Genomic DNA, 20201 nt, shown 5'->3' with positions numbered 1-20201 from the left:
AGGAGATACCAAGATGTTAGCAAGACGAATTATTCCCTGCCTCGATGTCCGTGATGGCCAGGTAGTCAAAGGGGTTCAGTTCCGCAACCACGAGATCATCGGTGACATCGTCCCGCTTGCCAAGCGCTACGCCGAGGAAGGAGCCGATGAGCTGGTGTTCTACGACATCACCGCCTCCAGTGATGGCCGGGTGGTCGACAAGAGCTGGGTGGCCCGCGTAGCAGAAGTGATCGATATTCCCTTCTGCGTCGCCGGCGGGATCAAATCCGCCGAGGACGCCAGCCGTATCCTGCAGTTTGGAGCCGATAAAGTGTCCATCAACTCGCCAGCCCTGGCCGATCCGAACTTAATCACCGAGCTGGCGGATAAGTTTGGGGTCCAATGCATTGTGGTCGGTATCGACTCCTATTTCGATGCCGATAGCGGTAAATACCAGGTGTACCAGTTCACCGGAGATGAAAACCGCACCAAGGCGACCCGCTGGGAAACCCGCGACTGGGTGCAAGAAGTCCAGCGCCGCGGGGCCGGCGAGATTGTCCTGAACATGATGAACCAGGACGGCGTGCGCAACGGCTACGATCTCACCCAACTCAACATGGTGCGTGAAGTCTGCCATGTACCGCTCATTGCCTCCGGCGGGGCCGGTGAGATGGTGCACTTTGCCGATGCCTTCAAGCAAGCGAATGTCGACGGCGCCCTCGCCGCATCGGTATTCCACAAACAAATCATCAATATCGGTGAACTCAAGCAATACCTGAAACAACAAGATGTGGAGATCCGCCTATGAGCCTAGCAAGCAGTATCAATTGGGACAAAGTAGACGGCTTGGTTCCGGCGATTGTCCAGGACAACACCAGTGGCCAAGTCCTGATGCTCGGCTACATGAACGACGAGGCCCTGAGTAAAACCCTCGAGACAAAACAAGTCACCTTCTGGTCACGGACCAAAGCGCGCTTGTGGACCAAGGGCGAAACCTCGGGCAATGTGCTTCAGCTAAAAAGCATCAAACTCGATTGCGATCAGGACACCCTGTTGGTGAAAGTCGACCCTATCGGCCCGACCTGCCACCTGGGTACCACCACCTGTTTTGACAATGACACAGCAGAAGAAGGACAGGTCGAGCAGCCTGCCCTGGTGTTCCTTCATCAACTTGAGCAGATCTTGGCTGCTCGTAAAGGTGCCGATCCTGAATCGTCCTACACTGCCAGCCTGTATGCCCGTGGTACCAAGCGGATTTCGCAGAAGGTGGGCGAAGAAGGGGTTGAAGTCGCGCTTGCGGCAACGTCGGGTGACAAGGCGGAGCTAGTCTGTGAGTCAGCCGATCTGATCTACCACTTGTTGGTACTGCTGCAAGATCAAGGGATGTCCCTGTCGGATGTCACAGCCAAGCTGCAAGAGCGCCACAAGTAGCCGTAACAATGGTCCCAATAAAACGAAGCCCAGAATAATCTGGGCTTCGTTGCTTATCGAACAGGATATGGTAGAAAGTACCAATTACCGGCCGAGCGCTTCTTTATAGTGCTTGCGGCACACGGAAACATAGCGGTCATTGCCGCCGATTTCGACCTGGTCGCCGTCGGCAATCGCCTTGCCGCTGGCATCTTGGCGGATCACCATATTGGCTTTGCGGCCGCAATGGCAGATGGTTTTCAATTCAACCAGTTTATCTGCCCACGCCAGCAAATAACGGCTGCCTTCAAATAGCTCACCACGAAAATCACTACGCAAACCATAGCAAAGCACCGGAATATTCAGCTTGTCGACGACTTCTGTTAATTGGTACACCTGCTCTTTGGTCAAGAACTGGCACTCATCAATTAGCACACAGTCAACTTTCTTGGTTGCATTCATATCCTGCAGACGAGCATAGAGGTCATCGCTGGTAGTAAACAACTCAGCATCTTCTTGCAAACCAATTCGCGAGCTGACCTTGCCTTTACCGTAACGGTCATCAATTGCAGCGGTGAAAATCACCGGCGTCATGCCGCGCTCGCGGTAATTAAAAGATGACTGCAATAATGTTGTCGACTTACCCGCATTCATTGCCGAGTAATAGAAATACATTTGGGCCATTAAGCTTCCCTAGTAATACGATTGGTGCGTGAAAAATCAGCCGAGATGCTACAGAAAAGCCCTTCAGATTGAAAGGAGCAAGCTCATCTTCTTTGTGACCAATTGAGATTAAATTAAAGAAATTTGGGCTAACTAGCGAAAATAAAAAAGCCTGTATCAAATACAGGCTTTTTTCTTCAGCATGACATCAGCATTACGCGTTCGCAGCCGCTTCCTGAGGGCGGCGTGCAAGCCAGTAAAGCGCCACGCAAGCCAGAGCGAAGGCGACGGTTGCCGACATGAACGAAACAGCGAGAGAGCCTGTAAAGCCCAGTACCAGGAAGCCAATAGTCGATACCGCAGCCACAGCCAGCGCATAAGGTAGCTGGGTCGATACGTGATCAATGTGGTGGCAGCGAGCACCAGTCGACGACAGGATAGTCGTATCGGAAATTGGCGAGCAGTGATCGCCAAATACCGAACCGGCCAATACCGCGCCAAGCATCGGCAACATCAGCATAATGTCGGTGGCAGCAGCCAGATCACCGGCAATCGGCAACATAATACCGAACGTACCCCACGACGTACCGGTCGAGAATGCCATCAGGCCTGCTAGCAAGAAGAGAATCGCCGGCAGCATCATTGGGTTAATGCTACCCTCAACCAAGGTCGATAGGTATTTACCCGTCGCCATGTCACTGATCACCGAGCCAATGCTCCAAGCAAACAGCAAGATCAAGATCGCGCCAAACATCGACTTGGCCCCAATCCACAGGGTAGAGGCCACATCTGCCATTGGAATGCGCTGGCGGAAAACAGGGATAAGGGCAGCAGCCAAACCAACCAGGCCACCGTATACCAGAGACATACCCACATCTGTATTCTCGAACGCACCCAGAACGCTAAACGCGAGACCATCCGCCGCCAAGGCCTGGTAGCCGGTAAAGAGCATAAAGAAGAACGTTGCCACAATCAGGGTTACGATTGGCATTACCAGATCGGCAACACGGCCATTCTTGCTTTCTTCAATTTCCAGTTCGTCGTTCAGATCCTTGGCACGGCTGTCTACATCCCCCTCATCGAATCCACGGCAGTGACTCGCTTCCAGCTCGTGCTTTTTCATCGGGCCCACATCAATTTGGAACCAAGCCACGACAAACACCATCAACAGAGCGAATACCGCATAAAAGTTCATCGGCGCCAGCTGCATGAATGCCCCTAGCGGCGAGTATTCTGTCACCCCGTGCGAAACCAAAATACCGCCGATCAAGGTAATAATGTATGCCCCCCAGCTTGAAGCGGGCATCAATACACACATTGGTGCGGCAGTAGAGTCAAGGATATAGGCCAATTTGGCACGGGAGACATAGAACCGGTCAGTCACCGGGCGGGAAATCGAGCCAACGGCCAAACTGTTGAAGTAATCATCAACAAAGATAAATACACCCAAGAACGCAGCCAACAGTTTAGCACCGCGCTTACTCTTGATTTTCGTCTGGGCCCATTCAGCAAACGCTCGAGTACCGCCAGAAAGTGTCAGCAAGGCAGTGGTCATACCCAGCAAAATAAGGAAAGCAACAATACTCATGTTCCAACTGTTGATGGCACCGTCTTCAATAAACAGCCCTTCAACCGTGGTACCGATATAGCTGGCCGTACCACCGACAGAGAAATCCGTCAGCAGGAATGCGCCCAGCAGGACACCGACACCCAATGAAACTAAAACACGACGAGTTAGGATAGCCAAGCCCAGCGCAACCAAAGGAGGCAACAACGACATGGCGGAATGTGAAAAATCTACAATATTCATGATCTCGACTACAACCGATCCTGGTTGGAGATCTACTGCTTAACACGACATCTTGTCGTGTATAGAAGAGCATAAGGAAGAGAAGTTACCCTTTTCCGACTCCACAGTAGCGCTCCATAGTTAATGTAATTATATACTATGGCAGTGTTGACCCTATTCGGTGACAACCCCAGCAAGCAGGCTTGATACTCCACGCTTACTTCGGCATCGGCTCCTTTCGTAAATCCTCATTGGAATCACCCTAAGATTTACTACTAATAGACGATGCGCCTCTACCCTTAGTCTAGGTATGGTCAATTCTACGGAATAGATATCCAAATGCAATAAGTTAAGATGAAAAAAATCACAAAAATAGTGAATAGTCTTGCCATAGAGTACGAAAATCATCCACTTAGTGACAAATTATTATACCTTTCACATATGAAATTGATGGCAAATATTTATCAGCTCCCGTAGATTTTGGATAAGAATATTTACTTATCTTGACCATTACAATTTATTACAAATGAGAAATGAACCAGATAAATTGCAAAAAATTAAATAAACCCTTCATTTTTTATTTGGCATCACTGTATTAAAAGTATTATTATTGCAATTATTGAATCGTCACTGCTATTATTAATTTATAGTTTTAGGCCTACAGGAAATAAAAAATGTCTGATGCAATGAAAGCGCTACTTAACCTTCGCAGCCTTCGCGCACTTTCTCGTGAATATTCTCTTGAGCAACTACAGGAAGCGCTAGAAAAACTTCAAACCGTTGTTTCTGAGCGTGAGGAAGCAGAAGCAGAAGAGCTTGCTAAAGAAAAAGAACGTACAGAAAAACTAGCCCAATACCGTGAAATGCTTCTTGCTGATGGTATTGACCCAGAAGAGCTTCTAGCCACACTAAATAAAGCACCAAAAGCAAAGCGTGCGCAGCGTCCAGCAAAATACCGTTTCATCGATGAAAATGGTGAAGAGAAAACTTGGACTGGCCAAGGTCGTACTCCAAGCGCACTGAAAAAAGCTCTGGACGAAGGCAAGTCTCTAGAAGATTTTGAAATCTAATATTTCAAATCATCTGTGATAATCATCGAAAAAACCCGGCCATGCCGGGTTTTTTTTTAAGATAAACCGCTGACAAGCACCAAAAACCAAGTCATTGATTCAAAAGAAAAAGAAAGGGGGCACCAAACCGCAAAGCTCAATTTCACCCAACAACTTACTTCCCTCCCCTCTATTACTAACGATTATTTTAATTTCACCCGATGGCAAAAAAATAAAGCGTGATTTTCCCCGCAGCATAAAAAACCAGACCTATTGGTCTGGTTTTTTGTCATTTTTGGGGATTAGCGAATTTGATCAGCCAAATGGCTCACGGCCAAGGCGAAATAATGCGAACGATTCCACTTGAGCAACGACTGATAATTACCATAAATCAAATAGGCACGGCCTTGTTTATCATCAGGTTGAATAAGCCAGGCATCTATTTCAACACTCGGCAGGGCCTTGCCGTTGAGGCGTCGAACACCTAATTGCTGCCATTCAGCCAGACTACGGGCTTTGCTCATTTCTACACCAAGCAATGACTCATCAATAGAAGCGGGTAAAGAAACTTGCCGCCCCCAGGTATATTGGTCATCCCAGCCGGCTTTATTCAAATAATTCGCCGCAGAGGCAAAAACATCGGCCTCCGTCTGCCAAATATCAATCCTGCCGTCATTGTTGCCATCGACGGCATACGACAGGAATGAGGTTGGCATAAACTGCGGTTGGCCCATGGCACCCGCCCAAGAACCCTTCATATCTTCAGGGCTAATATGGCCGGCATCCAATATTTCCAGTGCCGCCATCACCTGTCCGCGGAAAAACGCTTCGCGCCGACCTTCATAGGCTAGCGTGGATAACGCTTCAACCACATTATAATTCCCCATCAAGCGGCCAAAATTACTTTCAACCCCCCACAAGGCAACTATAAAGCGCGGTTGCACACCGTACTGCTCACCAATTTTATCCAACATAGATTTATGCTGGCGATATAGCTCATTTGCCTGTTTTACTTTCCAAGCAGGCACCGCACGGGGAATATACTCATCCAGAGTTAATTTACGCTCCGGTTGATTTTTGTCCGCTTTTACCGCACGCTCGACAAACGTTATGCCATCAAAAGCAGAGTTGATAATCGACTCCGAAATTCCATTTTCCCGGGCTTCTACTTTCAGTCCTTCGACATATTTATCAAACCCCTCATCGGCATAGACAACCGATGATAATCCTAACCCTAAGGCCACTAAGGCCGATATCAATCGCTTATGCATAGTTTATCCTTGGCTGCTGGCGGCTTTATCCGCTTTGTACTGCACGAGTAAGTTTGGCACGGGAGGCGGCACCTGCAGGTAATATCCGCTCTCCTTGAGATCCGCTTTTACTTTTTCTATATCGGCCTGTGCCAGCTTATGTCGTTCCTCTAACTTAAGTACCATGACAAATTGTGGCGTACCAAATGTTTTCAACAAAACTTCAGGCACGGCTGAAAAGTCGTCTTTGTTGTTGATATAAAGATAGGTGTTGTCTTTTTTGGGGCTTTTGTAAATTGCACACAACATATTGTCGGTAACCTGTTCGTTAATTTCGCTATTTTGTCAGACAACAATTCACCGGGATCATTCCCTACAGATGGGGGAGATCGCCTACTTGATGAGACGGTTGTCTGAATTTCCAACGCAAAAGCAAGGATAGCTTGCTGATATACGCTTTGGAATATAACATGCAAGTTACCCAAGAGATAACGTTCCCGAACGACTAATTTATCGGCAGTCATTAGCGCGCATGACAAAATCTGCAGAACTCAAAGGGGGCTCATTCACCCTCTCGGCCCTCCACCTCGTGGACGGCGACATACAGCAAGCAATCAACTTTCTCAAAGATAAAGTTGAACAGGCTCCTCATTTCTTTTCCGCCGCTCCGATCGTCATTGATGTCAGCCAAGCCGGAAATAAGCTGGATTTTGCATTGCTAAAAAGCCAGGTTCACGAAGCCGGCATGATCCCTGTGGGGATCAGTGGCTGCAAGCAACCGGAGTTGCAACAACAGGCCAAGCAGGCTGGATTCGCGATTATGAATGCAGCCAAACAGGCAAAAGCCGCCGAACCTGTGATGACACCGACAAAAATCATAAAAAATCCAGTTCGGTCAGGACAGCAAATTTATGCTAAAAATAGTGATTTGATAGTACTTGGACATGTCAGTGCGGCAGCTGAAATCATCGCCGATGGCTGTATCCATGTCTATGGCACCCTTCGGGGCCGTGCTATCGCTGGGGCCAGCGGTCAACAAGAGGCAAAGATTTTCTGCCACAACTTACAGCCTGAGCTCATTTCAATCGCAGGGAACTATTGGTTAAGCGACAAAATTCAACAAGAGTTCTGGGGAAAAAATGTCGTTATCTCGCTTGCTGAAAACAATTTGAACATAGAGCACATGACTCTATAAGGTTTAATAAGGAATTTAAGATGGCACGTATTATCGTTGTTACCTCAGGTAAAGGTGGCGTTGGTAAAACTACCTCGAGTGCAGCTATTGCATCGGGCCTTGCGCTAAGCGGCAAGAAAACAGCGGTGATCGATTTCGATATCGGCCTGCGTAACCTTGACCTCATTATGGGCTGCGAACGCCGAGTCGTGTATGACTTCGTCAATGTGATTAATGGTGAAGCCAACCTCAACCAGGCACTCATCAAGGACAAGCGTGTCGACAACTTGTATGTCCTACCCGCTTCACAAACCCGCGACAAAGATGCCCTGAGCCGTGAGGGCGTTGAGCGTGTGTTGAATGATTTGGCAGCAATGGACTTCGAGTTCATTATTTGCGACTCGCCCGCGGGTATCGAAACCGGCGCGCTGATGGCGCTGTACTTTGCCGATGAAGCCATTGTCACCACCAACCCAGAAGTCTCTTCTGTACGTGACTCAGACCGTATTCTAGGCATTCTCGACTCCAAGTCTCGCCGTGCCGAGCAAGCGGATGAGCCGGTGAAGACTCACCTGCTACTGACCCGCTACAACCCTGCCCGCGTCACTCTGGGCGAGATGCTAAGCGTTGGTGATGTTGAGGAAATTCTGCACATACCGCTGCTTGGCGTGATCCCAGAGAGCCAAGCCGTACTGAATGCCTCAAACAAGGGTGAGCCGGTGATTTTCGATAAAGAATCGGACGCTGGTATCGCCTATGGCGACACCGTTGCCCGACTACTGGGTGAAGAGCGCCCGTACCGCTTCCTTGAAGAAGAGAAGAAAGGCTTCCTAAAACGTCTGTTCGGAGGATGATAATACGATGGCATTGTTAGAATTCTTCCGCCCCAAGAAACCAACGACTGCCAGTGTAGCCAAAGAGCGCCTGCAAATTATCGTTGCCGAACGCCGCTCTGCCGATCAGAGTGCACCTAGCTATTTACCGCAGTTGAAGCAGGATATTCTGGATGTGATCCGCAAATACGTCCAAATCAGTCCAGAACAGGTCACCGTTAATCTCGATCAGAAAGAAGAAGACCTTTCCGTTCTTGAGCTCAACGTTACCCTGCCGGACGAAGACAAGTAAACTGGCTGGCTCCATATCCGAAAAAAAGCCCCGCTCGATAGTTGAGCGGGGCTTTTTATTTCCGGGCGCATAGCAAAAACGACTTAGCCTTATTTCGACTGCAGCAAAGGTAGCACTTTGCTTTCAAACAGCGGTTTACGCCAGGTCTTCAGCATGTCAGGCAAGCTGTCGGACGGCGAGTCTTTTTTCCAGGCCCAAGAGATCAGCTGGTTGATCTGTTTCTTCGACGCCAGGAACTCGGACATCAGGCCGGTTTCCTGCTCGACTGCCGACACAACATCCTTGATATGCTTCACTTTCTGCTTATACCCCGGCAAATCCACCAGCCTAATGATTTTTTCCGGGTATCGGTCTTCGGGCATATCGTCGACATCATGTACCATTTTCAGCAGCCGGTTGGCATGGCGCTGAATTTCCATGTTGTCGAAACCTTCTTTTGCCATCACCGCCTTCGACTTGATCCCGTAGCGGGCCAGCTTCCAAAGGTGCAGCTCCTTGACGATAAAGTTCAGGGCCAAATCGCGCTTGCGCGCTTCCAGCACCCGCCACTTAGCCGCTTTTTGCAAAATAGCCAGCTGCTTGGGATTGAGCTGCCACGCATTCTTGATATCGAGGTAGGCTTTGTCCGGGTCGATAGTCTTAACGCGCTTGAGCATCAGACCCGCACACTCCTGCGCCAGGGCCTCCTGCCAACCTTTGGCTTCGACGAGCGGCATCAGTTTCTGGTACAGCGGCAGCAGATAGTAAACATCGGCTGCGGCGTAGTCGAGCTGACGCTCGGTCAAAGGACGGGCTAACCAGTTGGTACGCGCCTCCCCCTTATCAAGCTCAATACCCAAGTAGTCTTTCACCAAGGTCCCGAAGCCTGCAGACACCCCATAGCCGAGGAACGAAGCCATTACCTGGGTATCAATCATCGGTACCGGCAAGCAGCCTGCATAGTACTGGAATACTTCCAAGTCTTCACCACAGGCGTGCAGCACCTTGATCACCGACTGGTCACGCAGCAGCTCCCACAGCGGATCCAGGTCGTCAATTGCCAATGGGTCAATCAACGCCAGGGACTCACCGTCAAACAGCTGGATCAAACCCAGTTTCGGGTAGAGGGTCCGGGTTCTGACAAACTCGGTATCCAACATGACGGCCGACTGACGGCGCGCCTGAAGGCATATTGTTTCCAACCGCGTGCGGCTGGTGATCATTTCAAAATTCACAGTTATCTCACCAATGATACCAAGCGGAAAAATAGGCCTATGAAACAGGACATTATCTGGCTCGGTACAAAATGCCGGCTTGGCGCCGGCATTATGTGTCTTTAATTGAAAATGCGATTAGGCATCCTGAGCTTGCTGGTTCGACTCTTCACGCAATGCGCGACGCAAGATCTTGCCGACATTAGTCTTTGGCAGTTCATCGCGGAATTCAACAATCTTCGGTACCTTGTAGCCGGTCAGGTGCTCACGGCAGTGCTCGAGCAGCTCCTCGCGCGTCAGGCTGGCATCGCGCTTGACCACGCAGACTTTCACCACCTCACCCGAGACTTCATGCGGTTCGCCGATCGCCGCCACTTCCAGCACCTTGCTGTTAAGGGCAACTACATCCTCAATCTCGTTCGGGTATACATTGAAGCCCGACACCAGGATCATGTCCTTCTTGCGATCGACGATATGGAGGAAGCCTTCGTCATCGAAACGTACAATATCTCCCGTAGACAGCCAACCATCTTCGGTCAGTACTTCCTTGCTGGCCTCAGGGCGCTGCCAGTACCCCTGCATAACCTGCGGGCCACGGACCTGCAGCTCGCCGGTCTGATCATTAGCCAGCACCACTCCCTCGTCATCGACGATGCGGACATCGGTCGACGGTACCGGCAAGCCGATAGAGCCATTGTAGTCGGTCAAATCATAGGGGTAGGCGGCAACCAGCGGCGAGCACTCGGTCAGGCCGTAGCCTTCTAGCAGGTAATTGCCGGTGATTTGCTTCCACTTGTCAGCTACCGCGCGCTGGACTGCCATGCCTCCGCCAACGGATAGACGCAGCTCACTGAAGTCAATCTCATGGAAATCTTCATTGTTAACCAGCGCATTGAACAGGGTATTTACCCCGGTGATCGCGGTAAACGGATAGCGCTGCAGCTCTTTGACAAACGTCGGAATATCACGCGGGTTAGTGATCAGCAGGTTGCGTCCTCCCATCTCGATGAACAGCAAGCAGTTCACCGTCAGGGCAAAAACATGGTACAGCGGCAGTGCCGTCACAATCAACTCGCGGCCTTCAGTCAGTACCGGGCCATAGGCTCCCTTGGCCTGCATTACGTTAGCCAGCATGTTGCGGTGGCTGAGAATCGCACCTTTGGCCACCCCAGTCGTCCCGCCGGTGTACTGCAAGAAGGCCGTATCGTCACCAGACATGAACGGCTTGACGTACTGCATGCGGCGGCCTTTGCGCAGGGCCATACGCATTGATGTAGCGTGCGGAAGGTGGTACTTCGGCACCATCTTCTTGATGTACTTGACGACAAAGTTAACCAGCGTGCCTTTAGGGCGAGACAGCTGATCGCCAAGGCTGGTCAGCACCACATGCTGGACACTGGTGTTTTTAACAATGCTCTCTAGGGTGTGGGCGAAGTTAGAAACAATGACGATCGCCTTGGCACCGGAGTCATTCAACTGGTGCTCCAGCTCACGCGGAGTATAAAGTGGGTTAACATTAACCACCACGCAACCGGCACGCAAAATACCAAACAGGGCAATGGGATACTGCAGCAGGTTCGGCATCATCACCGCGACGCGATCGCCTTTTTGCAGCTTCAGCTCATTCTGCAGGTAGGCGGCGAAGGCCCGGCTACGCTCTTCCAGCTTGCGGAAGGTCATTACCTGCCCCATATTGATAAACGCTGTCTGGTCAGCGTACTTCTGTACCGACTGCTCAAACATTTCAACCAACGACGGATACTGGTCCGGGTTGATTTCAGCCGGTACATCTTCCGGATAGCGGTTAAGCCAAACCTTATCCACTTTGCACTCTCCTTTTTGAAATTGGCATGGTGCCTATCTGTGCTGACGGGTAGTTAAAACATCTGTTTACACCGCAATTACAGCACAATCAACATACAAGTAACACTAGCCTATCTGGCTAATGCATTAAATTTTGAACTGAACAACAATATGTTTTCAGTCACCTGTTCGGGGCTTTGAAGGTGGCAATGATGGCCACCGGCAACCTCGATTTGTTCAAGCTGTTGCCATCCCTGCTCGCCCGGCTGCTGCAGTTTCAGCTGGCGGTAGCCCGTTTCCCCGATAATCGAGAGCACCGGGCATTGCACCGACGACACCAAGGCCGAAACCTGAGGGTGAGCCATGCGGTACAGCGAATCGCAGCGCAGGCGGTTGTCATGGCGCCAGTACCATCGCCCGTCGCGCTGGCAGACCGCCCGCTCAACGACCGGCCTGATCTGCTCTGGCGTGACATCATTGACCGCGCAGCGCAGATCGAGCGCCTGCTGGAACGAGCCCATCGAACGGTTCTGGCGCTGCTGTACCCGGTCCCGGTAACGTTGGCGGCTTTCGATCCCCTGGCGCAACCTCTGCGGGGCATCATGCTCTGCCTCAGATAATGGCGCCAAGCCCTCGATTAAAGCCAAGCCATTCACCTTGTCGGTAAACGCTGCAGCATAGCAAACCGCTACCAGCGCTCCCATGGAATGGCCCGTTAGGGTGACCTGGGGCTGATCCAACAAAGCGACCAACTGGGCCAAGTCATCAACATAATCGATAAAATGATAATAGTTATCGGCCGCTCTCGGCGCCGATAACCCATGGCCAGGCCAATCAATCGCAACAACATGAAACTGCTCGGCAAGCTTACCAAACAATGGGGCGAAGCTAGCGGCGTTATCCTGCCAGCCATGCAGCATCACCATCACAGGCTTATCCACCAAGACGGCACTTAACTGGGCCTTGGTCGCTACGGGGCGCTCGGTTGCAAAGGAGGCTAATCCCGACAGCCTCTGTTCGGCCAACTGAAAATCAATCTGGTACATGGTCGTCTATTGGGTCACCCGCTCCCTGACTTCTGCCCGGGAGAAACCGCTATTAATGAGGCTTGGGGAACAATATAAGCCGACGCAGCTTCTGAAGCGGTCGAAGTCATCGAGCCAGACTTCCTGCTTCACTTGCCACAGCTGGGTACCCGATGCCACGACGACCGGGAAACGGTACTGGTACTCGCCGACCTTGCCCTCTTCTTCACCCTTTACATACCCTGCAACAGAAATCAACCGCCCTGGGTGGTACTCCATCGGCTCGAGAAAGCCATCAACATACGCGACGAAGCGCTGCTGGGTACTGCTGCCAAGCTTGGGTTTGGCGTCACTGCCAATGGGCATGGCCACAATTTCCAACCGGGTTTTCTGCTCACCGTTGTCTATCGCAGCAATCATCCCCCCGAGCCGGACAGCCAGCCCGAGATCCTGACCGGTAGGATCTCGCAATGCCGTGATATCAGAGATCGGATTTTCGCTGTCAATCATGAGGCTCTCAGGCACCGCGGCGCAGCCTATCATAGTCGCAGCAAGCAACCCAACGATTAGCTTCCTAAACATAGGTAACTCCATGGTAAATGATGAATATCCGCGCAATTTTCCGGCTTTCAGGCAACTAATCACGCTTAAACATACACATCGACCCCAACCAACATCGAGAGTTCATCCCGCTTTTGCTGGTGCATTACCCCTAAATAACTCTCCAGCGCCTGGCGGTTCTTGCCCTCGGGTTGATCGTACTGAATGTGGGAATGAGCGGCGCTCAGCACTTCAGGATCACGAACCGATTGGGCGACGGCTTTGGCTACGGGAGTGGGTTCACTGGCATCCAGAACGGAATCGCGGGCGAGTTTCGTCTTCGACGGGGTTTGGGGAATGGTGACGGGGAGGCGCTGAATAGAAACCATAGGAAACGTCCAGTATCCAAATAATTGCCGAGCATGCTAATACAATAGTATGCATACACGGCAATGAGGCAAGTGTATTATTCGCGACCTGGCAATTTTTTCCAGGTTACTGTATCGCGCAGGTACACCGGGCTTGCTTCTTCGGCAGCAACCGCCTCGCCACGAGCAAATGCATATTTGGCCAAATGCACCATATCGGCCGCATCCGGATACAGAACCGACCCTGATACCGTTTCGACAGGCAGTTGTGCCAATACCTCAGCATAACTTTCCCAACCTGTACCCGCTGTTAACCACTGGCCTTCGCTCACCGGCAGTTGCGTGATCAGGCTCTCAGGCTTGATAACCAGCTCGCTGCCCTGCAGTGCCCAGTCACCATCTGACTGGCGGCGATACTGACCCCAGTAGATTTCGTTCATACGGGCATCGATAGCCGCCATGACCTGCTCGGCCTGGTGCTGGCGGTAGGTTCCCTGAGCCATTGCCGCCAAAGTCGAAATGCCCACCATTGGCAAGTCCGCACCAAACGCCAAGCCCTGCGCAATGCCAATCCCGATACGCACCCCGGTAAAGCTACCTGGGCCGCGGCCGAAAGCCAACGCATCAAGCTGATTGAGCTTAAGTCCGGCCTGAGCCAACACGCTATCGACCATTGGCAATACTTTGGTGGTGTGCTCGCGCGGGGCATACTCACAGTGAGAAATCACTTCATCGCCCACTAGCAGGGCAACGGAACAGTTTTCGGTGGCAGTATCTACTGCAAGAATTTTGTTGCTCATTCAAGCCTCTGAATGCTGTTCTTCGGTTGAGGCAGGCTCTTGGTGGCCATTAACCGAAGATAAGAAATGCCCGACGCTAGCAACATCCCGAGTTCTCGGAATGGGCGGCAGGCTGTTAAGAAATACCGCACCGTAGGGGCGCGTGACTAAACGGTTGTCGCAGATCACCAAGACTCCTTTATCCTGCTTGTCGCGGATAAGACGGCCGACGCCCTGCTTGAGGGTGATCACCGCATCCGGGATCTGTACTTGCGCGAAAGGATCGCCACCACGTAAACGGCAGTCCTCAATACGCGCTTTCAGCAGCGGGTCATCCGGTGCTGTAAAGGGTAATTTGTCAATGATAACACAGCTAAGGGCCTGTCCTCTAACATCCACCCCTTCCCAGAAAGCACCTGTGGCGATCAACAGGGCATTACCCCGCTCCAAGTATTCCGCCAATAGCTTCTGCTTAGTCGTTTCCCCCTGGACCAGTACGGGCAATTCGAGCTTGGCCCTGAACCCTTCGGCCAGTTCGCGAACCATCTGGTGCGAGGTACACAGGAAGAAGCAGCGCCCTTGATTGTCCTCAATCACCGGAGCCAACATCTCCACCAACCTATCGGCAATGCCGAAGCTATTGGGTTCAGGCAAGAAACGGGGCACACAAAGCAAGGCCTGCTGCTGGTAATCAAATGGGCTTTCCAGCGAAAACTGTTGCTTGGGCTTGAGTCCCAACCGCTGGCTGAAGTGGCTGAAGTCCTCATTCACGGCCAAAGTCGCCGAGGTGAAAATCCAGGCGCCCCCCTGCTGCTCGATCTGCTCACTAAACTTATCGGCAACCGACAACGGGGTGATGTGCAGACTGAAATGGCGCGGGGTGCATTCATACCAATAGGAATAACCGGTAATGCTGGTATCGCAGACCCGATCCAATCTTGCCTTGATAAGGGTCGCCCGCTCAAACGCCGAGTCCAACAACTGACTCCGCCCCAGGGCCAACTTCAGGACTTCATGGGTCAAGTCCAAGGCATCGCTCAGGCGGGTAATTTCACGCTGAATCGTCGGGCTGGCGATTGCTTCACGCCAGTTGCCACGGAACCCTGGTTCACCTAGCACAATGCGCATATCAGCAGCAGCTTGGTGTAACCTATCGGCGGTTTTTTGCAGCTGGCGCATATCCTTGGCTTCGGTGCGGTAGCCTATCTCGACATCTTTGGCCAGCTCCTGGATCTGGCGGCTGGACAGGCTTTGGCCAAAGTACTGGCTGGCGATATCAGGCATCTGGTGGGCTTCATCAAAAATGAATACCTCGGCTTCGGGGATCAGCTCACCAAAGCCGGTTTCCTTAATCGCCTGATCAGCCAAAAATAAATGGTGATTGACCACCACCACATCGGCCTCCATCGCCCGGCGGCGCGCTTTGACCACGAAGCACTCTTCATAGGACGGGCACTCACGGCCAAGGCAGTTATCATTGGTGGAAGTGATCATCGGGATCACCGGGCTGTCTTCGGCAATGTCCTCGCACTCCCCCAGGTCGCCGCTCTTGGTCGACGACGACCAACTCCGCACCTGAACCAGCTGGCTCAGTAACTTCGGATCGGTGTGGACACCATGGCTTTCGGTGATCTGGCGGCTGAGACGGTCAAGACAAAGATAGTTGGAGCGCCCCTTGAGCAAGGATACCCGGCCGGTAAAGCCTAGGGCATCGGCCATCAATGGCAGATCCCGGTGGAACAGTTGCTCCTGCAGGTTCTTGGAACCGGTGGAGATAATGGTTTTCTTGCCGCTGACAAGCGCTGGAACCAAATACGCGAATGTCTTGCCGGTTCCCGTTCCCGCTTCGACCACAAGCTGGCTCTCGGTCTTGATGGCATCGGCCACGGCCTGCGCCATATCGATTTGCGGTTGGCGGGCCTGAAACCCGGGAATGGCTTTATCAAGCGCACCACCGGAGGCAAAAAACTTGGCTATCATTGGCTTTCGACTATCTGGCTAAAGAAAAACGGGCTCTAGGCAGCTCCGTCGGTTGACCGCACATTATGCCAATATTCCCCTCCAGCAGCCATGATTTATTGGCGGCGAAAATTTAGCCTTTGACCCTGAAAGCAATCCAAGGTAAATACTATGAAACTGGATTTGATAAAATAGTAGTTCAAGGACGAGCACCATGGAAAAGAAAACCCTGCTGACCGACTGCCCGGATGCAATGGGCCTGATCAGCAAAATCACCAACATCTGTTACAAGCACCAGCTCAATATTGTGCACAACAACGAATTTGTCGATCACTCGCACAGCCAGTTCTTCATGCGCACCGAGCTGGAGGGTTACTTCAATGACGAAACCTTCCTGTACGACTTGGACCGGGCTCTGCCAGAAGGGAGTCATCGCCGCCTTATTGGCTCAGACCGCAAACGCATTGTGATCATGGTGACCAAGGAAGCCCATTGCTTGGGGGACATTCTGGTCAAGACCTTTGATGGCACCTTGGATATCGAGATTGCCGCCATTGTTGGCAACTATGATCACCTGGCCGATCTCGCCAGCAAGTTTGACATCCCTTTCCACCATGTCAGCCATGAAGGGCTCAGCCGCGACGAGCATGAAGCTCTGTTGCTCGAAGCGGTGCAGCAGTACGCGCCGGATTACCTGGTGCTGGCCAAGTATATGCGGATATTGACGCCGAACTTTGTTGCCCAGTTCCCGCACAAAATCATCAACATTCACCACAGCTTCCTGCCGGCGTTTATCGGTGCCAAGCCGTACCTGCAAGCGTTCGAGCGCGGGGTGAAAATCATCGGCGCCACCGCCCACTTTGTCACCAACGATCTTGATGAGGGCCCGATCATTACCCAAAACGTGATCCCTGTTGACCATAATTTCAGCGCCGAGGACATGGCGCGAGCGGGGAAAGATGTTGAAAAATCGGTGCTGAGCAAGGCGCTGGGCTTGGTCATCGATGACCGGGTATTTGTCTATGGGAACCGGACGGTAATTTTATAAACACCACGCCACATACCTTACCTACCAACAGTATTTAGCAAGGGTGAGATTTCAAAACCTACCCGCCAAGGATGGCGGGTCGGAGCGACAGGGATGTCTTCATGCGTTTTTGAAATTTTACCCTGCTAAATGCAGGAATCTAGGAGTACGCTTACTCCCCTTCACTTTCAATTACCGCCTTCAACGAATGCGGGTGCAGCTTGATACATACCCCATCATGCTTGAAGGCATAAGTTGGGTTCGACAGGCGTTCTTTCTCGCCCGATGGGCTGCTGGCTTTAACTTTGATACCCTTGCCAGCCAATTCACCCCACTGCTCAGCCAATTGCGGAAATACCTCATCAAGGGTTATTTTTAGTGCCTCGGTATCGGCTGCTTCTGATGGGATCACAAACTCGACATGCTCCCAGCCTTCTTGCGGGTAGGCTTTGTCGCCCGGATAAGGCAGTTCCAGTGCCTCAATCAGCCATGGGCCGCAGCTTAGCGGCTGGTCAAAGCCGATCACCACAATCGGGCGGCCATTGATTTCGTTGGTCGACCATTCCTTGCCATAAGCCAGCCAAGCTTGGTGCAATTGCTCGGCAGTTTCCCAGTCATTGACCCGCAAGGCCAGGTGATCAGCCTGGTAACCGGCAAGCGTCAGGCCCAACTGTTCGGCAAGGCGCTCAATTTTCGCCATAAAGGCTGGCAACTCGGCCAACATTTGCTCGGGTAACAGGCCCTTTTGTTCTAGCTTGTGCATCTCTTTTCTCCGATTATTCACGCTGAGCGATTGAACGCATAATTATCCATAGTTTTCGGCTTGACAACAGCCCTATCAGCATCGGCAAAGCCCTTGTGCCTGCTAGACTCCTGCATATTTTTCACCCCGTTATGGATATTTAAAAAAAATCGCAATCTATTAGCTTTACGGCTTGCCAAAGCACCTAAATTTGTGGGTATTATTAGGGTAATGCAACCAGCGTATTCAAGATGTTTCCCCTCTCCCACTTCTGAGGCGGCCCCGTCAAAAATACTCACGTTATTAAATTATCACTTGGTGCTATCTTTATAGGCCAATGGTCGTGATTATTTTTGACGGTCATATCCCTTGAATACGGTGCCGTTTTTGCCTCGCCAATGTGCATTAACATATGGCGTTCCAAACGATTTAAAGGATAAGCGTGTGAACATTCAAGCACTCATTAATGACAAAGTCTCTCAGGCGCTAGAAGCCGCAGGCGCACCTGCCGGCAGCCCTGCTGCAGTTCGCCAGTCTGCGAAAGCGCAATTTGGCGACTACCAAGCCAACGGTGTAATGGGCGTAGCCAAAAAACTGGGTACTAACCCTCGCGAGTTCGCACAAAAAGTTATCGAGCAGCTAGACCTTGACGGTATCGCTGAAAAAGTTGAAATCGCAGGCCCTGGCTTTATCAACATCTTCCTAAGCAAAACTTGGCTTGCCGAGCAGGCGGAGAGCGCACTAAAAGATGAGCGCCTGGGTGTTGCGAAAGAAGAGCAAAAAACCATCGTTGTTGACTACTCTGCTCCGAACGTCGCCAAAGAAATGCACGTTGGTCACCTGCGCTCAACCATCATCGGTGATGCCGTAGTCCGTACCCTTGAGCACCTAGGCCATAAAGTAGTCCGTGCTAACCACATCGGTGACTGGGGTACTCAGTTTGGCATGCTTATCGCGAACCTTGAGCGTGTGCAGAAAGAGTCTGGCGAAGTGTCAATGGAGCTTTCTGATCTGGAAGCTTTCTACCGTGAATCTAAAAAGCTTTACGACGAAGATGCCGAGTTCGCTGAGCGCGCACGTAACTACGTTGTTAAGCTACAGGGCGGTGACGAGTACTGCGCTGAGATGTGGAAGAAGCTGGTTGATGTAACTATGGTTCAAAACCAGCGCAACTACGATCGCCTGAACGTATCACTGAGCCGTGATGACGTCATGGGTGAGTCAATGTACAACGACATGCTGCCTGGCATCGTTGCTGACCTGAAAGAAAAAGGTCTGGCAGTGGAAGATGACGGCGCGCAGGTTGTTTTCCTTGACGAGTACAAGAACAAAGACGGCGAGCCTATGGGTGTGATCATCCAGAAGCGCGACGGCGGCTTCCTGTACACCACCACAGACATTGCTTGTGCTAAATACCGCTACGAGCAGCTTGGTGCCGACCGCGTGCTTTACTTCATCGACTCTCGCCAGCACCAGCACCTGATGCAAGCGTGGACGATTGTTCGCAAGGCTGGCTACGTACCAGAAGAAGTAAGCCTAGAGCACCACGCCTTCGGTATGATGCTAGGCAAAGATGGCCGTCCGTTCAAGACCCGTGCCGGTGGTACTGTTCGCCTGGCAGATCTTCTTGATGAAGCTGAAGAGCGTGCAGCGAAGCTGATCGAAGAGAAGAACCCTGAGCTAGACGCTGAAGAGAAAGCAAACATTGCTAACACGGTTGCAATGGCGGCAGTTAAGTATGCGGATCTATCTAAGCACCGTACCACTGACTACATCTTCGACTGGGACAACATGCTGGCCTTCGAAGGCAACACGGCACCGTACATGCAGTACGCCTACACCCGTGTGGCTTCAATCTTCAAGCGTGCCGGTGTTGAGCTAGCTGATCTGACTCACCCAGTTGTGATCAACGATGAAAAAGAGCAGACGCTGCTTTCTAAGCTGCTGCAGTTCGAAGAAGCGGTTCAGACGGTTGCCCGTGAAGGCCACCCACACGTAATGTGTTCTTACCTGTTCGAACTAGCCGGTAACTTCTCAAGCTTCTACGAAGCCTGCCCAATCCTGAATGCTGAAGAAGACGTTAAGCAAAGCCGCCTGAAGCTGGCCCTACTGACGGCGAAGACCATCAAGCAAGGTTTGGATCTTCTGGGTATCGAAACCCTTGAGCGCATGTAAAAAAACGCTGACATAATTCGATAAATTCCTAATAATTCATAGCCTTCTAGGGTATCCTTAGAAGGCTATTTTATTATCTGTGGCAATAAAAACCGTCAAACTAGAACGGCCATGAATAAGTTTTCATAGCAATCGACAGAAGATGACCCGT

General features: G+C 51.5%; 20 protein-coding genes and 1 riboswitch. Of the genes, 8 read left to right on the top strand and 12 right to left on the bottom strand.

From position 1 onward, the window contains the following. The first annotated feature begins 13 nt into the window (after window positions 1–13). On the top strand, window positions 14–787 hold the full coding sequence (gene hisF, locus PTW35_RS04990; RefSeq protein WP_281026770.1) for an imidazole glycerol phosphate synthase subunit HisF: 774 nt from the start codon (window positions 14–16) through the stop codon (window positions 785–787). Then, on the top strand, window positions 784–1410 hold the full coding sequence (hisIE, locus tag PTW35_RS04985; RefSeq protein ID WP_281026769.1) for a bifunctional phosphoribosyl-AMP cyclohydrolase/phosphoribosyl-ATP diphosphatase HisIE: 627 nt from the start codon (window positions 784–786) through the stop codon (window positions 1408–1410). The genes hisF and hisIE overlap by 4 nt, the downstream gene beginning before the upstream one ends. 84 nt (window positions 1411–1494) lie before the next feature. On the opposite strand, the gene PTW35_RS04980 is transcribed toward hisIE, so the two are convergent. Both PTW35_RS04980 and PTW35_RS04975 read right to left on the bottom strand, forming a co-directional pair. Beyond that, the gene (locus PTW35_RS04980) at window positions 1495–2073 is read right to left on the bottom strand and encodes a thymidine kinase (RefSeq protein WP_281026768.1); all 579 of its coding nucleotides are present in this window, start codon (window positions 2071–2073) and stop codon (window positions 1495–1497) included. A 193-nt stretch (window positions 2074–2266) separates the two neighbouring features. Beyond that, on the bottom strand, window positions 2267–3862 hold the full coding sequence (locus PTW35_RS04975) for a Na+/H+ antiporter NhaC family protein (protein ID WP_281026767.1): 1596 nt from the start codon (window positions 3860–3862) through the stop codon (window positions 2267–2269). Window positions 3863–3961: 99 nt separating this feature from the next. Continuing rightward, a riboswitch (Lysine riboswitch) is annotated at window positions 3962–4145 on the bottom strand. 370 nt (window positions 4146–4515) lie between these two features. Here PTW35_RS04975 and PTW35_RS04970 point away from each other — a divergent pair. Continuing rightward, window positions 4516–4911, top strand: coding sequence for an H-NS family nucleoid-associated regulatory protein (locus PTW35_RS04970; protein WP_039463251.1), 396 nt, complete (start codon window positions 4516–4518; stop codon window positions 4909–4911). 281 nt (window positions 4912–5192) lie between these two features. Here PTW35_RS04970 and PTW35_RS04965 read toward each other — a convergent pair whose 3' ends face one another. Beyond that, window positions 5193–6161, bottom strand: coding sequence for a lytic murein transglycosylase (locus tag PTW35_RS04965; protein ID WP_281026766.1), 969 nt, complete (start codon window positions 6159–6161; stop codon window positions 5193–5195). Between the two features lie 3 nt (window positions 6162–6164). Further along, window positions 6165–6449 carry a YcgL domain-containing protein gene (locus PTW35_RS04960; RefSeq protein ID WP_281026765.1) on the bottom strand — a complete coding sequence of 95 codons (285 nt, stop codon included), beginning with the start codon at window positions 6447–6449 and terminating at the stop codon, window positions 6165–6167. 223 nt (window positions 6450–6672) lie between these two features. Here PTW35_RS04960 and minC point away from each other — a divergent pair, with 223 nt between their 5' ends. Genes minC through minE form a run of 3 tightly spaced genes read left to right on the top strand, consistent with a single transcriptional unit; the run spans window position 6673 to window position 8439 of the window. After that, a complete protein-coding gene (gene minC / locus PTW35_RS04955; protein ID WP_281026764.1) occupies window positions 6673–7335 on the top strand; it encodes a septum site-determining protein MinC in 663 nt (220 codons plus the stop codon). 20 nt (window positions 7336–7355) lie between these two features. After that, complete coding sequence (minD, locus tag PTW35_RS04950; RefSeq protein WP_044622814.1) at window positions 7356–8168, top strand: septum site-determining protein MinD; 813 nt, start codon at window positions 7356–7358, stop codon at window positions 8166–8168. Between the two features lie 7 nt (window positions 8169–8175). After that, window positions 8176–8439, top strand: a complete 264-nt coding sequence (gene minE / locus PTW35_RS04945; protein ID WP_281026763.1) for a cell division topological specificity factor MinE — start codon at window positions 8176–8178, stop codon at window positions 8437–8439. 89 nt (window positions 8440–8528) lie between these two features. Here the strand turns inward: minE and rnd are convergent, their stop codons facing one another. From rnd to PTW35_RS04910, 7 genes are all read right to left on the bottom strand, one after another. After that, window positions 8529–9653, bottom strand: a complete 1125-nt coding sequence (gene rnd, locus PTW35_RS04940; RefSeq protein ID WP_281026762.1) for a ribonuclease D — start codon at window positions 9651–9653, stop codon at window positions 8529–8531. 117 nt (window positions 9654–9770) lie between these two features. Next, window positions 9771–11456, bottom strand: a complete 1686-nt coding sequence (fadD, locus tag PTW35_RS04935) for a long-chain-fatty-acid--CoA ligase FadD (RefSeq protein WP_281026761.1) — start codon at window positions 11454–11456, stop codon at window positions 9771–9773. A gap of 110 nt (window positions 11457–11566) precedes the next feature. After that, window positions 11567–12481, bottom strand: a complete 915-nt coding sequence (locus PTW35_RS04930; RefSeq protein ID WP_281026760.1) for an alpha/beta hydrolase — start codon at window positions 12479–12481, stop codon at window positions 11567–11569. Between the two features lie 6 nt (window positions 12482–12487). After that, complete coding sequence (locus tag PTW35_RS04925; protein WP_281026759.1) at window positions 12488–13042, bottom strand: Slp family lipoprotein; 555 nt, start codon at window positions 13040–13042, stop codon at window positions 12488–12490. Window positions 13043–13107: 65 nt separating this feature from the next. Further along, window positions 13108–13389 carry a hypothetical protein gene (locus tag PTW35_RS04920; RefSeq protein ID WP_281026758.1) on the bottom strand — a complete coding sequence of 94 codons (282 nt, stop codon included), beginning with the start codon at window positions 13387–13389 and terminating at the stop codon, window positions 13108–13110. Window positions 13390–13466: 77 nt separating this feature from the next. Further along, entirely contained in the window at window positions 13467–14168 is a 702-nt protein-coding gene (tsaB, locus tag PTW35_RS04915) for a tRNA (adenosine(37)-N6)-threonylcarbamoyltransferase complex dimerization subunit type 1 TsaB (protein ID WP_281026757.1), read from the bottom strand. Next, window positions 14169–16127, bottom strand: a complete 1959-nt coding sequence (locus tag PTW35_RS04910) for an ATP-dependent DNA helicase (protein WP_281026756.1) — start codon at window positions 16125–16127, stop codon at window positions 14169–14171. It abuts the gene before it with no gap. Window positions 16128–16320: 193 nt separating this feature from the next. Here PTW35_RS04910 and purU point away from each other — a divergent pair, with 193 nt between their 5' ends. Beyond that, entirely contained in the window at window positions 16321–17154 is an 834-nt protein-coding gene (purU, locus tag PTW35_RS04905; RefSeq protein WP_281026755.1) for a formyltetrahydrofolate deformylase, read from the top strand. A 151-nt stretch (window positions 17155–17305) separates the two neighbouring features. On the opposite strand, the gene PTW35_RS04900 is transcribed toward purU, so the two are convergent. After that, entirely contained in the window at window positions 17306–17896 is a 591-nt protein-coding gene (locus PTW35_RS04900; RefSeq protein WP_281026754.1) for a VOC family protein, read from the bottom strand. A 423-nt stretch (window positions 17897–18319) separates the two neighbouring features. Between PTW35_RS04900 and argS the strand changes: the two genes are divergently transcribed. After that, a complete protein-coding gene (gene argS, locus PTW35_RS04895) occupies window positions 18320–20050 on the top strand; it encodes an arginine--tRNA ligase (RefSeq protein WP_281026753.1) in 1731 nt (576 codons plus the stop codon). Window positions 20051–20201 lie beyond the last annotated feature (151 nt).

It is taken from the genome of Photobacterium sp. DA100 (assembly GCF_029223585.1).
Lineage (GTDB): Bacteria > Pseudomonadota > Gammaproteobacteria > Enterobacterales > Vibrionaceae > Photobacterium.
The sequence above is the reverse complement of the archived record's forward strand: the minus strand, read 5'-3'. Positions and strand labels throughout refer to the sequence as shown.

What these genes read in the sequence shown, in the direction of transcription:
- hisF (WP_281026770.1), top strand. Translation starts at nt 14, where the DNA reads ATGTTAGCAAGACGAATTATTCCCTGCCTCGATGTCCGTGATGGCCAG.
- hisIE (WP_281026769.1), top strand. Translation starts at nt 784, where the DNA reads ATGAGCCTAGCAAGCAGTATCAATTGGGACAAAGTAGACGGCTTGGTT.
- PTW35_RS04980 (WP_281026768.1), bottom strand. Translation starts at nt 2,073, where the DNA reads ATGGCCCAAATGTATTTCTATTACTCGGCAATGAATGCGGGTAAGTCG.
- PTW35_RS04975 (WP_281026767.1), bottom strand. Translation starts at nt 3,862, where the DNA reads ATGAATATTGTAGATTTTTCACATTCCGCCATGTCGTTGTTGCCTCCT.
- PTW35_RS04970 (WP_039463251.1), top strand. Translation starts at nt 4,516, where the DNA reads ATGTCTGATGCAATGAAAGCGCTACTTAACCTTCGCAGCCTTCGCGCA.
- PTW35_RS04965 (WP_281026766.1), bottom strand. Translation starts at nt 6,161, where the DNA reads ATGCATAAGCGATTGATATCGGCCTTAGTGGCCTTAGGGTTAGGATTA.
- PTW35_RS04960 (WP_281026765.1), bottom strand. Translation starts at nt 6,449, where the DNA reads ATGTTGTGTGCAATTTACAAAAGCCCCAAAAAAGACAACACCTATCTT.
- minC (WP_281026764.1), top strand. Translation starts at nt 6,673, where the DNA reads ATGACAAAATCTGCAGAACTCAAAGGGGGCTCATTCACCCTCTCGGCC.
- minD (WP_044622814.1), top strand. Translation starts at nt 7,356, where the DNA reads ATGGCACGTATTATCGTTGTTACCTCAGGTAAAGGTGGCGTTGGTAAA.
- minE (WP_281026763.1), top strand. Translation starts at nt 8,176, where the DNA reads ATGGCATTGTTAGAATTCTTCCGCCCCAAGAAACCAACGACTGCCAGT.
- PTW35_RS04930 (WP_281026760.1), bottom strand. Translation starts at nt 12,481, where the DNA reads ATGTACCAGATTGATTTTCAGTTGGCCGAACAGAGGCTGTCGGGATTA.
- PTW35_RS04925 (WP_281026759.1), bottom strand. Translation starts at nt 13,042, where the DNA reads ATGTTTAGGAAGCTAATCGTTGGGTTGCTTGCTGCGACTATGATAGGC.
- PTW35_RS04920 (WP_281026758.1), bottom strand. Translation starts at nt 13,389, where the DNA reads ATGGTTTCTATTCAGCGCCTCCCCGTCACCATTCCCCAAACCCCGTCG.
- tsaB (WP_281026757.1), bottom strand. Translation starts at nt 14,168, where the DNA reads ATGAGCAACAAAATTCTTGCAGTAGATACTGCCACCGAAAACTGTTCC.
- PTW35_RS04910 (WP_281026756.1), bottom strand. Translation starts at nt 16,127, where the DNA reads ATGATAGCCAAGTTTTTTGCCTCCGGTGGTGCGCTTGATAAAGCCATT.
- purU (WP_281026755.1), top strand. Translation starts at nt 16,321, where the DNA reads ATGGAAAAGAAAACCCTGCTGACCGACTGCCCGGATGCAATGGGCCTG.
- PTW35_RS04900 (WP_281026754.1), bottom strand. Translation starts at nt 17,896, where the DNA reads ATGCACAAGCTAGAACAAAAGGGCCTGTTACCCGAGCAAATGTTGGCC.